The organism is Streptomyces sp. CHD11 (genome assembly GCF_018638295.1).
In the GTDB taxonomy this organism is placed as follows: Bacteria; Actinomycetota; Actinomycetes; order Streptomycetales; family Streptomycetaceae; genus Streptomyces.
The window spans coordinates 88689-100629 of record NZ_JABTTS010000010.1 but is presented as its reverse complement, the minus strand read 5'-3'; the positions used below and the strand labels follow the sequence as shown (position 1 = coordinate 100629).

Genomic DNA, 11941 nt, shown 5'->3' with positions numbered 1-11941 from the left:
CGCGGACTTCCCCCCGGGGCATCGTGCGCGGCTGCGGCGACTCCGTGCCGTGCGCCCTGACGGAATGTCCGTCCGGCCCCACGGCGGGCCCGTATCCGGCGCGGGCCGGGCCCGGGAGGACGGGGCCGGCCGCAGTGCCGCGAGCGGCGGGCGGCCCTCGCGGCCCTCGCGGGACGGGACGCCGAGGCACCACGTGCCGGGCGACGGAGCACCTCGTGAGCGTGGAGCCGGGGCTGCGCGCCGGGCTGTGAACCGCGCCTTCCGCATCCGGTACCCGTGCACCGCGGCGGGGTGTTTCCCCCTGCCCGACGGGGCAGTGATGGGGGGCACTCTCCCCGGTGAAGGGGGCTGCGGGCGCCCCGCGGGAACGCCGTAAGGTTGGGGCGTACGCGAGGGCACGTCGGAAGGAGGCGCTGGGTGATCGAGCTCGAGGGGGTTCCCGAGCTGATCGACCCGGTCATGGTGGCCGCGTTCGAGGGCTGGAACGATGCCGGTGACGCGGCCTCCACCGCGGTCGCGCATCTGGACAGGGAGTGGAAGGGCGAGGTGTTCGCGGCGCTGGACGCCGAGGACTACTACGACTTCCAGGTCAACCGTCCGACGGTGTTCATGGACGGCGGCGTCCGCAAGATCACCTGGCCGACGACACGGCTGTCGGTGGTCCGGGTCGGCGGTGACAAGCCGCGCGATCTGGTCCTGGTCCGCGGCATCGAACCGTCCATGCGCTGGCGTTCCTTCTGCAACGAGATCCTCGGCTTCGCGCACGAGCTCGGCGTGGAACTGGTGGTCGTCCTGGGCGCGCTGCTCGGTGACACGCCGCACACCCGTCCGGTCCCGATCAGCGGGACGACGTCCGATCCCGACCTGGCCCGCCGCATGAACCTGGAGGAGACCAAGTACGAGGGCCCCACGGGCATCGTCGGCATCCTCCAGGAGGCATGCACGCACGCCGGTGTGCCCGCGGTGTCGCTGTGGGCGGCGGTGCCGCACTACGTGTCGCAGCCGCCCAACCCGAAGGCCACCCTGGCCCTCCTCAACCGGCTGGAAGACCTGATCGACGTGCGGATCCCGCTGGGTGAACTGCCCGAGGACGCGCGGGCCTGGCAGGTGGGTGTGGACCAACTGGCCGCCGAGGACAGCGAGGTGGCGGAGTACGTCCAGTCGCTGGAGGAGGCGCGGGACACCGCCGAGCTGCCGGAGGCGTCCGGCGAGGCGATCGCGCGCGAGTTCGAGCGCTATCTGCGGCGCCGTGACGGGACGTCGGGTCCGCCCGGCGGGCATGCGACGGCGGACGGTTCGGACGCTCCGCCGTACCGGCGGGAGACTCCGGGAGGCCGGACCCGGCCGCCGAAGCCGCCGAAGCCGGAGACGGACTCGGAGGCGGAGGCGGACTCGGACGGTGGGGAATCGTCGGAGGAATGACCGCCCGGAGGTCCGATCCGTAGAACAAGCCGAGGAACAGCCCGAAAGCCGACCGCGTCATGCGAAGGGCGCCTCCTCCCGGCCGGGAGGAGGCGCCCTCGTCGTGTGCGCCGGCCGTCCCTAGAGCGCCACGCCGAGCAGGGCGTCCACCGCGCGGGAGACGACGCCGGGCGCGCCCGGGTCGGTACCGCCACGCTCCTCCTGGAGCATGGTCCAGCGGTCCACGGCGGCCAGCGCGGCCGGGGCGTCCAGGTCGTCCGCGAGAGCTGCCCGGATCTCCTCGACCAGGGCGGCGGCGGGCGGTCCGTCGGGGCGGGAGACGGCGGCGCGCCAGTGCTCCAGACGGGTGACGGCGTCCCGGAGGACCCGGTCGGTCCACTCCCAGTCGGCGCGGTAGTGGTGGGAGAGCAGGGCCAGCCGGATCGCCGCCGGGTCCACCCCGTCGCGCCGGAGCGTGGACACGAAGACCAGGTTGCCCTTGGACTTCGACATCTTCGCGCCGTGCAGGGCCACCATGCCGGCGTGCACATACGCCTTGGCCATGGGGTACTCCCCGGTGAGCGCCTGGGCGTGCGAGGCGCCCATCTCGTGGTGCGGGAAGATCAGGTCGGAGCCGCCGCCCTGGACGTCGAAGCCCATGCCGAGGTGGTCGAGGGCGATGGCCACGCACTCGATGTGCCAGCCGGGGCGGCCCCGGCCCAGCGAGCCGCCGTCCCAGCTCGGCTCGCCCTCGCGGGCGGCCATCCAGAGCATCGGGTCGACCGGGTTCTTCTTGCCCGGGCGGTCGGGGTCGCCGCCCCGTTCGGCGGAGAGCAGCCGCATGGCGGCCGCGTCGAGGTTCGAGACCCGTCCGAAGTGCGGATCGGATTCGACGGAGAAGTAGATGTCGCCGTCGATGTCGTAGGTGGCACCGAGTTCGCGCAGCCGTTCGACGAGCGGCACGATGCCGGGTATCGCCTCCACCGCGCCTATGTACTGCCTCGGGGGCAGCATGCGCAGGGCCGTCATGTCCTCGCGGAACAGGGCGGTCTCCCGCTCGGCGAGCACGGACCAGTCCAGGCCGTCCCGGTCGGCCCGCTCCAGCAGCGGATCGTCGACGTCCGTGACGTTCTGGACGTAGTGGACCTGCCGCTTGTTGTCGAGCCACACGCGCTGCACGAGGTCGAACGCGTTGTAGGTCGCCGCGTGGCCGATGTGGGTGGCGTCGTAGGGCGTGATGCCGCAGACGTAGATACGGGCGACGGGACCGGGATCCAGGGCGATCCGGCCCCCGGTCGCGGTGTCGTGGATCCTCAGGTCGCGGCCCTGACCGGGCAGGGCGGGGACTTCGGAAGCGGGCCAGGCATGCATGTCATGAGCCTAACCGGACCGGAGTTCCGGATACGAACCGGAGAGGCCGGACGGCCGAGAAGGCGCTCTTGCGCGCACCCGCGCGGCGTGCCGTGCGAACGGGGAGCCGCGCGCGGGCGTGTGCTCCGCACCACGCGGGCAAGGGCGTGTGCTCCGCACCACGGGGGTGCGCGGCGGGCCCGGCGGTGGTCAGACCGGCGGCCAGGGGATGGCCGGCCAGTCGGTGCCCGGCCGCGGATGGACGCCCGTGGTGAGCAGGGCTTCGACGCGGGCGCGGGTGGCGTCGATCTCCGCGGGGGTGATCAGGGGGGCCAGGACGGCGGTGAGGGCTCCCGTGGCCGTGAGGGCGTCCCTCAGGCCCTCCAGGACGTCGAGGGCCTCCCCGGTCAGGGGCTCCCCCGCCCAGCCCCACAGCAGCGTGCGCAGCTTGTCCTCGGCGTTGAAGGCGACCCCGTGGTCGATGCCGTACAGCCGACCGTCCTCGGTCGGCAGCAGATGCCCGCCCTTGCGGTCGGCGTTGTTGATCACCGCGTCGAACACCGCCAGCCGGCGCAGCCGCTCGTCGTCGGCGTGCACGAGCAGCTCGGTGCGGCCCTCGCCGGCCTCCACGAAACCGATGGCCTTCCAGCCCGGTCCGGGTTCCTCGCCCTCCACCAGGGCGAGGAGTTCCGCGCCCGGGGCGGTCTCGATCCACAGCTGGCACATGCCCTCGCCGTACGGCCCCTCCCGCAGCACGGTGGGCGGCACCAGTTCCCACCCGGTCGCCCGGGACACCTCGTACGCGGCGGCCTCGCGCCCGGCGAGGGTCCCGTCGGGGAAGTCCCACAGCGGCCGCTCCCCGGCGACCGGCTTGTAGACACAGGCCGCCTCGCGTCCCTGGTGGGTGACGGCGCAGTACAGCGCGGCGTTCGACGCCTCGCGGATGCGTCCGCGTACCGTCAGCTCGCCCCGGGCGAGCAGCTCGGCGGCGGCCGGGTCGACGGTCGTCACGCTCCGCGGCGGTATCCGTTCTGGCGCGGACATACGTGTCCCTCCGGATCGAGCGGGAGACTGCACAGCGGACACGGCGGCCGCCCCGCGTTGACGACGTCCAGGGCGCGCTTGGCGAAGGCTCGCGCCTGCGCGCCGGTGAGGCGGACGCGGAGCATCGGGGGCCCGTTCTCCTCGTCCTGCAGCAGCCGCTCCTCGGCCTCGGCGAGATCCTCCTCGGAGTCGGCGTCCAGCTCGACGAGCGCCTGCGCCTCGACGATCATGCGCTCGTCCTCGCCGTCCCAGGCCAGTGCCATGGTGCCGACCCGGAACTCCTCCTCCACCGGAGCGTCCAGCGGGGCGGTGTCGGCGACCTCGGTGGGCGGCACCGCCGGCACCGGGGCACTGCCGCCACTACGGCGTACGACCTCGTCGAGCAGTTCTTCCATGCGCTCGGCGAGCGCGGCGACCTGGGTCTTCTCCAGGGCCACGCTGGTCACCCGGGAGCCGGCGGACGCCTGGAGGAAGAACGTACGGCGCCCTGGCAGTCCGACCGTGCCGGCCACGAAACGTTCCGGCTGGTCGTAGAGGAACACCTGACGGGACACGTCCTGATCTCCATGTGAGAGTCGTGGGAACGGGTGGGCTGTTCACGGGCGGCCCCGGCGGAACCGCACCGCTGCGATCGCTTCACCCTACTGCGGCCGACGATCACGGGGCGCCCGCGTCGCCCCCGACCGTGGCGTCGCCGGCGGGCGGCTCCTCGCGCGGGGCCAGGGACCGGAAGTCGCCGGTGTCGCCGAGGCGGAGGAGGAACGGCCGCAGCCGTGTGTAGCGGATCGCCGTGATGGAACACGGTTCCACGGCGATCCGCTGGAAGAGGTCGAGATGAAGTCCGAGCGCGTCCGCGACGAGAGACTTGATGATGTCGCCGTGCGAGCACATGAGGTACATGGCGTCGGCGCCGTGATCGCGCTCCACGCGGGCGTTCCACTCGCGCACCGCCTCGGCGGCGCGCGTCTGCATCGCCCGCATGGACTCACCGCCGGGGAACGCCGCCGACGACGGGTGTGCCTGCACGATGTCCATCAGGGGCTCGTCCGACAGCTCGGCGAGCTTGCGGCCCGTCCAGTCGCCGTAGTGGCACTCGCCGACGCGCTCGTCGGTGTGCGCGGTCAGGCCGGGACGGGCGTCCAGCAGCGGCCGGACGGTCTCCTGACAGCGCTGGAGCGGGCTGGCGACGATCTCGGCCAGCGGCAGCCCGGCGAGCCGGCCGGGCAGGGCGGCGGCCTGCGCGGCCCCGCGGTCGTCGAGGGCCACGCCGGGCGTCCAGCCGGCGAGCAGTCCCTCGGTGTTGGCGGTGGAGCGTCCGTGCCGGACCAGGAGCAGCGTGGGCATGCGGCCCAGGGTAGGCGTAGGGGTGTACGCGGTGCCCGGGCGGGACATCCGAGCCATGTGCGCCGTGAGAGAGGAGAAGACGCTTCGTGATCGTCGACTGTGCCATCTACCGGGAGGGGCAGCGGTCGGAGGGACCCCTCGACTTCTCCGACGCGCTGGACGAGGCGCGGTCGGCCGGGGGCTTCGTCTGGATCGGTCTGCACGAGCCGTCGGCGGACGAGTTCGACCTGGTCGCGCAGGAGTTCGGGCTGCATCCGCTGGCGGTGGAGGACGCTCTCAAGGCCCATCAGCGGCCCAAACTGGAGGTGTACGACGACTCGCTCTTCGTGGTCCTCAAACCGGTGGTGTACGAGCCGCGGAGCGACACCGTCTCCTCCGGCGAGATCATGATCTTCCTCGGTGACTCGTTCGCCGTGAGCGTACGGCACGGGGAGGGTTCGCCGCTGGCCCTGGTACGGGACCGGCTGGAGCGGGAGCCCGGGCTGCTGGGCGAGGGCGCGACGTCGGTGCTGTACGCGGTCGCCGACGCCGTCGTCGACCACTACCTCGAGGTGGCGACCGAACTGCAGACCGATCTGGAGGAACTGGAGGCGGAGGTCTTCACCCCCGACGACGCCGGTTCGCGGCGCACCGCGTCCCGGATCTACGGCTTCAAGCGGCAGATCCTGGAGTTCCGCCGGGCCACCGGGCCGCTGGCACTGCCGATGGCCCGGCTCGCCGGGGTCGACACGTACGGGGGGAGGGTGCCCTTCGTGGAGGACAGGGCGCGGCCCTTCTTCCGGGACGTGCACGATCACCTCACCCGTGTCAACGAGTCCGTGGAGGGTCTGGACCGGCTGGTCTCGGACATCCTCTCGGCGCATCTCGCACAGGTCGGGGTGGGGCAGAACGACGACATGCGGAAGATCTCCGCGTGGGCGGCCCTGGCCGTGGTCCCGACGATGATCGCCGGGATCTACGGGATGAACTTCGAGCACATGCCGGAACTGGGGTGGAAGTGGTCGTATCCGGTGGTGATCGGGTTGACGGTCGTGCTCGAGGTGCTGCTGTACGGGACGTTCAAGCGGCGGGGGTGGCTGTGAGGAGGGGCGCACGGCCTCCGCCGGGGGCGAGCGGGGTGACAGGTCAGGCCGCTTCCGGTTCCGGGGCCGCCGGGCCGCCCAGGGCGTTGGTGCGGTCGGGCATCCGCAGGGAGACCATGCGGCGCCAGCCCGCCACCCGTTCGTAGGCGTACACCGCGCGGATGCCGGCCGACAGGACCGCCGCCTTGGGTCCGGGCCAGTTCAGGATGCGGCCCATGTGGGTCATCACCGCGAGGCTGACGTCCCGGTAGACGCGGATCTCCGCCAGCGCGCACTCGCGCAGGGTGCGCTGGATGACCCGGCCGTGGCCGGCGTAGGCGAAGCGCAGCAGTTCCTCGTGGCAGTAGGCGAGGTGGTTGTCCTCGTCGCTGGAGATCATCTTCACCGCGCGGCCGAGCTCGGGATGGTCGGCGAAGTGCTTGCGGAGCAGTTCCATCTGCTCCGAGGCACGCTGCTCGGTCACCCTGCTGTGGGCGAGGTAGGTGACGATGTCCTGGACGGTGAGCGGTTCGTCGCGCCGCAGCCGGCCGTGGGCCAGGCCGATGCCGCTGCGCTCCAGGAGCATCGTGTAGTCGGTCTCCGGAGGGACCGGGACGGGGCGCAGACCCCGCTTCTTCAGCAGCGCGCCGAAGATGCGGCCGTGCTTGTCCTCGTCGGCGCCGTGCCGGGTGATCTTGGGGGCGAGATCGCGGTGGCTCTCGGGGACCAGTTCCGCGATGCGGGCGTTCTCCCACCCGCCCTGGGACTCACCGCTCGCGGCGATGGAGCAGAACAGTGCGAACGACTCGTCGTTGTCCAGGATCTCCTGGAACAGGCTCTTCGCCGAAAGCATGATGGGCCGCCTCTCCGCGGGCTTCCGCAGCGCTGCACTTCTGACCTTCCGCGGTTCCTGATCCGCAAAGAACGAGTCAAGTGCGCCGGAGCCCGTGCGGCAACAGGCGTGTCCGACAACTGCGCCGAAAGGAGTACGTGCGGTGATGCGGCGGGCGTAACCGCGGCGCCGCGCGGGCGTTGTCCTGGGTGACGGCCGTGGCGGGGTGGACCCCCGAGCCCCCACCACGGCCGTGAGAACCTCTCCGCCCCTCGCGGGGCGGGGCGCTGCCCCCGCGAGGCGGGTCAGGCCAGGCCGGCGCGCTCCAGGGCCTCGGTGCCGGCGCGGAGCGAGGCGAGACGCTCGTCGAGTGTGAAGCCCGCCGGGGCGAGGGTGAGCGTGGTGACACCGGCGGCGGCGTAGGCCTTCATCCGGTCGGCGATGCGGTTCACCGAGCCGAGCAGGGTCGTGCTGTCGATCAGATCGTGCGGAACCGCGGCCGCCGCGCCCTGCTTGTCGCCGGACAGGTACGCGTCCTGGATCTGCGCGGCCTCCCGCTCGTAACCCATGCGCCGGGCGAGCTGGTTGTAGAAGTTCTGCTTCCGGCTGCCCATGCCGCCGACGTACAGCGCGGTGTACGGACGGAAGGTGTCGGCCAGGGTGGTGATGTCCTTGTCGTCGCCGACGGCGAGGGGAAGCGTGGGGCAGATGTCGAAACCGTCGAGGGTCTTGCCGGCCTTCTCGCGTCCCGCGCGGAGGTACTGGACGGCCGTGTCCTCGAGGTGGTCGGCGGACGGGAAGATCAGCAGGGCGCCGTCGGCGATCTCACCGGTCTGCTCCAGGTTCTTCGGGCCGATCGCCGCGATGTAGAGCGGGATGTGCTCACGCTCGGGATGCACGGTGAGCTTGATGGGCTTTCCCGGGCCGCCGGGGAGGGGGAGGGTCCAGTGCTCGCCGTCGTGGGTGAGACGCTCGCGGGTCATGGCCTTGCGGATGATCTCGACGTACTCGCGGGTGCGGGCGAGGGGCTTGTCGAACTTGACGCCGTACCAGCCCTCGGAGACCTGCGGGCCGGAGACGCCGAGCCCCAGGCGGAAACGGCCGCCGGAGAGGGAGTCGAGGGTGGCGGCGGTCATCGCGGTCATCGCGGGCTGGCGGGCGGGAATCTGGAAGATGGCCGACCCGACGTCGATGCGCCGGGTCTGGGCGGCCACCCAGGTGAGCACCGTGGCGGCGTCGGAGCCGTAGGCCTCCGCGGCCCAGCAGACCGCGTAACCGAGGCGGTCTGCTTCCTGGGCCACGGCGAGGTTGTCCGCGTCCATTCCGGCGCCCCAGTAGCCGAGGTTGATCCCTAGCTGCATACCGTCTCCCCATACCGATGAGTAACGTCGCTTGTGCGCCGACCCTATACCTGCGGTGGCGCGCGAGGACGCCCGCGGCGGGGCTTCCCGGACGGCGGGGCACGGGGCCCCCGCGCCTGCGGCACCGCTGCCCGTGACAGGTCCCGGCCGACCCGGCGCGGTCGCGGAAATCGGTTGTCCACAGACCCCCACACCTCCGCCTCGGGCCAGTAATCTCGGCGTTCATGGAGCAGAGGCATCTCGGCCGTACCGGCCTGCGTGTGTCCCGGATCGGGCTCGGGACGCTGACCTGGGGTCGGGACACCGACGAGCACGACGCCGCGGACCTCCTGAAGACGTTCTGGGAAGTGGGCGGAACCCTCGTCGACACCGCCGACGTGTACGGCGACGGCGAGGCCGAGTACCTGCTCGGAAGGCTGATGGAAGGGCTCGTACCGCGCCGCGACCTCGTGATCTCGACGAAAGCCGGCAGCGTGCCCGACCCCGACCGCCGGTTCGACGGCTCCCGGGGGCATCTGCTCGCCGCCCTGGACGCCTCGCTCGCCCGGCTCGGCACCGACCACGTCGACGTGTGGCACGTCCACGCCTACGACCCCGCCACCCCGCTCGACGAGACGCTCCAGGCGCTCGACATCGCCGTCGGCAGCGGCCGCGCGCGCTACGCCGGCGTGTCCAACTTCTGCGGCTGGCAGCTCGCCAAGGCGGCCACCTGGCAGCTGGCCGCCCCCGGGTCACGCACCCGGCTGGCGAGTACGCAGATGGAGTACTCGCTGCTGCAGCGCGGTGTGGAGCGTGAGGTGCTGCCCGCCGCCCTCGATCTCGGGGTCGGGCTCCTGCCGTCCTCTCCGCTCGGGCGGGGGGTGCTGAGCGGCAAGTACCGGGGCGACGCCACCCCGTCGGACTCCAGGGGCGCCTCGGAGCACCTCGCGCCGTTCGTCGCCCCGTACCTCGACGACACGGCGAGCAGAATCGTGGACGCCGTGACCACGGCGGCGGACGGGCTCGCCGTGACCCCGCTGCACGTGGCCCTCGCCTGGGTCCGCGACCGGCCCGGTGTTGCCGCCCCCATCGTCGGCGCGCGCAACGCACAGCAGCTCACGGCGGCATTGTCAGTGGAGGACCTTAGTCTTCCTGACGAGATCTGCCGGGCGCTGGACGATGTGTCGGCTCCCGTGCACCGCTATCCCGATCACGACTGGAGCACGCTGTGAGCACCGAGCCGCCCGAGACGCCGGAGGACGGCGAGCCCACGAGCGCGGACGCCGCGCCCGCCGAGGGCACGCAGGTGTCCGAGGCCGAGGCGGAGCTGGCCGCGCAGCGCCTGGAGCGGGAGCGGATCGAGCAGCGGAAGGCGGAGCGGCAGGGGCCGGTCGAGGCCGGCACCAAGCTGAGCGGCACGGCCGCCGAACTGCTGGCCGCCGTCCGGGCCGTGGAGAGCGGGGAGAAGCCGCCCGCCACCGTGTTCGAGGAGACCCGGCCCGCGCCCCGGCGGCCCGCCCCCGAGCCCGTGCGCCCGGCTCCGGCCGTAACACCGGAAGCGTCGCTTCCCCCCGCCGGCGCCGTGGAGGAGGTGCGGGGCGTGCTGACCCAGGGCGGTGTTCCGGAGGGGCTCGCCGTGCGGGCCGCCGCCGAGTTCGGGGAAGCGGGCGCCGGCCTGCTGCGTTCCGATCCCTGGCAGCTGCTGCGGATCACCGGGGTGCGGCCCGAGCAGGCCGACGGGTTCGCGCGGGCGCTGCTCGGTCCCGAGGCGGAACCGGCCGACGAGCGGCGGGGCCGTGCGGTCGCCGTGTGGCTGCTGGAGCAGGCGGCGCTGGCCGGGCACACCGTACTCGAGCCGGCGGCACTCGCCGACGCGCTGGGGCGGCAGGGAGTGCCGGAGCCCGACGCGGCCGTGCAGGACGCCATCTCGGCAGGGGACGTCCTCGTCTTCCAGGACGCCGTCGGCGAGGCCGGGGAGGACGAGGAGCAGCCGGTCCGGGTCCTCGTGGGTCTCGAGCGGTACGCGATGGCCGAGGAGAGCCTCGCCGACGCTCTCGCCCGGCTGGTCGCCTCCGTACCCAAGCAGGACGGCGGGAGTGCGGAGTGGAAGCGCGCCGCCGCCTCGGCGGAGGGTTCCGCGGGTGAGCTGATCCGCGCGGTCGCCGGGCACGGGCTGGTGCTGCACACCGGCCAGGACGCCGCGTCGGCCGAGCCGGCGGCGCTGCTGAACGCGGCACACGGTCTGGGGCTGCGGGTCTGGGCGGCCACCCACGCTCCGCTCGGGCGGGAGCGGTTCGCGGCGCTGGTGGAGGGGCCCGGCGTCGCCACGGTCGCCGGGCTGCTGTCCGGCGCGGAGGGGCCCGGGCGGGACGCCGACGGGGCGCTGGAGCTGGATCTGCTGGTGGTGCTCGACGCTCCGCAGCTGGATGTCGAGGCCGCCGCGCTGGTGGCGGAGTCGCTGCCGGACGGGGCCCGGCTGGTGCTGGCCGGTGACCCCGGGGTGCTGTGGTCGGTGGGACCCGGGCGGGTGTTCGCGGATCTGCTGGCGGAGCGGGTCTGCCCGCAGATCGCCTCCCGGCGGCCGGAACCGGGGCCGCTGGGCGAGCTGGTCTCCGGGATCGGCGTCGGTGAGCTGCACCAGGTGGCGGCGCCCGGCAAGGAGGTCGTGATCGTTCCGGTGCGGGACGCCGGAGAGGCCGTGCACCGCACGGTGCAGCTGGTGGTGGACTCGGTGCCGCGTGCCATCGGGGTGCCGGCCGAGGAGACACAGGTGATCACCCCGGGGCACGGGGGCGCGGTGGGGACGCGTGCCCTGAACGCGGCCCTGAAGGAGCGGCTGAATCCGGGACCGGGGCGTTTCGGCGGTTTCGACCCGGGCGACCGGATCGCCTACTCCCCCGCTCCGGGGCGTACGCTGCCGGGCCGCGTGGTGACGGCCGACTCCGAGGGACTGCGCCTGGAGTGTGGGGGCGAGGAGATCGTCGTACCGCGGGAGCGGGTGGAGTCGGCGGTGCGGCACGGGTGGGCGCTGACCGCACACCAGGCGGTGGGCTGCCGGTGGCCCGCGGTGGTCGTGGTGCTGCCCGGTGACGCCGCCGGGACGCTGAGCCGGCCCTGGGTGTACACGGCGTTCGGCAGGGCCGGACGGCATCTGTCGGTGGTCCACGGGGTGGAGCAGGCACTGCCGCGTGCCGTGGCCGAGGTGACGGCGAAGCCGCGGACGACGCGGTTGCCGGTGCTGCTGGCACCCCAGGTTCCGGCGGGCGCGGACGGCTGAGCCCCGCGATCGCGGCACCCCGCCCCGGGCCGGCACCTCGGACGCCACACCCCGGGACGGGTGAGCGGCCGCGGTCAGCGGCCGGCTCGGTGAGGTCGGCCACGGAGTGGAGCAGGCACTGCCGCGTGCCGTGGCCNCGCGGCACCCCGCCCCGGGCCGGCACCTCGGACGCCACACCCCGGGACGGGTGAGCGGCCGCGGTCAGCGGCCGGCTCGGTGAGGTCGGCCACGGAGTGGAGCAGGCACTGCCGCGTGCCGTGGCCGAGGTGACGGCGAAACCGCGGACGACGCG

At 73.2% G+C, this 11941-nt stretch carries 10 protein-coding genes; 4 read left to right on the top strand and 6 right to left on the bottom strand.

Features of this window, described 5'->3' with window-relative positions:
• Positions 1–417: 417 nt before the first annotated feature.
• Positions 418–1422, top strand: coding sequence for a PAC2 family protein (locus HTV45_RS13350; protein WP_215205953.1), 1005 nt, complete (start codon positions 418–420; stop codon positions 1420–1422).
• Between the two features lie 120 nt (positions 1423–1542).
• Here HTV45_RS13350 and mshC read toward each other — a convergent pair whose 3' ends face one another.
• From mshC to HTV45_RS13330, 4 genes are all read right to left on the bottom strand, one after another.
• Positions 1543–2772 (bottom strand): cysteine--1-D-myo-inosityl 2-amino-2-deoxy-alpha-D-glucopyranoside ligase, encoded by a 1230-nt coding sequence (gene mshC / locus HTV45_RS13345; RefSeq protein WP_215205952.1) that lies wholly within the window; start codon positions 2770–2772, stop codon positions 1543–1545.
• A 189-nt stretch (positions 2773–2961) separates the two neighbouring features.
• Positions 2962–3795, bottom strand: a complete 834-nt coding sequence (locus HTV45_RS13340) for an SCO1664 family protein (RefSeq protein ID WP_215205951.1) — start codon at positions 3793–3795, stop codon at positions 2962–2964.
• Positions 3759–4349 (bottom strand): DUF3090 domain-containing protein, encoded by a 591-nt coding sequence (locus tag HTV45_RS13335; protein WP_215205950.1) that lies wholly within the window; start codon positions 4347–4349, stop codon positions 3759–3761. Before HTV45_RS13335 ends, HTV45_RS13340 begins: the two co-directional genes overlap by 37 nt.
• A gap of 103 nt (positions 4350–4452) precedes the next feature.
• Positions 4453–5139, bottom strand: coding sequence for a histidine phosphatase family protein (locus HTV45_RS13330; protein ID WP_215205949.1), 687 nt, complete (start codon positions 5137–5139; stop codon positions 4453–4455).
• A gap of 86 nt (positions 5140–5225) precedes the next feature.
• Here HTV45_RS13330 and HTV45_RS13325 point away from each other — a divergent pair, with 86 nt between their 5' ends.
• Complete coding sequence (locus HTV45_RS13325; RefSeq protein ID WP_215205948.1) at positions 5226–6221, top strand: magnesium and cobalt transport protein CorA; 996 nt, start codon at positions 5226–5228, stop codon at positions 6219–6221.
• A 43-nt stretch (positions 6222–6264) separates the two neighbouring features.
• Here HTV45_RS13325 and HTV45_RS13320 read toward each other — a convergent pair whose 3' ends face one another.
• On the bottom strand, positions 6265–7053 hold the full coding sequence (locus HTV45_RS13320; RefSeq protein WP_215205947.1) for a ferritin-like domain-containing protein: 789 nt from the start codon (positions 7051–7053) through the stop codon (positions 6265–6267).
• A gap of 284 nt (positions 7054–7337) precedes the next feature.
• Positions 7338–8393, bottom strand: a complete 1056-nt coding sequence (locus HTV45_RS13315; protein WP_215205946.1) for an LLM class F420-dependent oxidoreductase — start codon at positions 8391–8393, stop codon at positions 7338–7340.
• 224 nt (positions 8394–8617) lie between these two features.
• Here HTV45_RS13315 and HTV45_RS13310 point away from each other — a divergent pair, with 224 nt between their 5' ends.
• Together HTV45_RS13310 and HTV45_RS13305 are read left to right on the top strand one after the other, a co-directional pair.
• The gene (locus tag HTV45_RS13310; protein ID WP_215205945.1) at positions 8618–9604 is read left to right on the top strand and encodes an aldo/keto reductase; all 987 of its coding nucleotides are present in this window, start codon (positions 8618–8620) and stop codon (positions 9602–9604) included.
• Positions 9601–11649 carry a helix-hairpin-helix domain-containing protein gene (locus tag HTV45_RS13305; RefSeq protein WP_308309551.1) on the top strand — a complete coding sequence of 683 codons (2049 nt, stop codon included), beginning with the start codon at positions 9601–9603 and terminating at the stop codon, positions 11647–11649. Before HTV45_RS13310 ends, HTV45_RS13305 begins: the two co-directional genes overlap by 4 nt.
• Positions 11650–11941 lie beyond the last annotated feature (292 nt).

What these genes read in the sequence shown, in the direction of transcription:
- mshC (WP_215205952.1), bottom strand. Translation starts at nt 2,772, where the DNA reads ATGCATGCCTGGCCCGCTTCCGAAGTCCCCGCCCTGCCCGGTCAGGGC.
- HTV45_RS13340 (WP_215205951.1), bottom strand. Translation starts at nt 3,795, where the DNA reads ATGTCCGCGCCAGAACGGATACCGCCGCGGAGCGTGACGACCGTCGAC.
- HTV45_RS13330 (WP_215205949.1), bottom strand. Translation starts at nt 5,139, where the DNA reads ATGCCCACGCTGCTCCTGGTCCGGCACGGACGCTCCACCGCCAACACC.
- HTV45_RS13320 (WP_215205947.1), bottom strand. Translation starts at nt 7,053, where the DNA reads ATGCTTTCGGCGAAGAGCCTGTTCCAGGAGATCCTGGACAACGACGAG.
- HTV45_RS13315 (WP_215205946.1), bottom strand. Translation starts at nt 8,393, where the DNA reads ATGCAGCTAGGGATCAACCTCGGCTACTGGGGCGCCGGAATGGACGCG.
- HTV45_RS13310 (WP_215205945.1), top strand. Translation starts at nt 8,618, where the DNA reads ATGGAGCAGAGGCATCTCGGCCGTACCGGCCTGCGTGTGTCCCGGATC.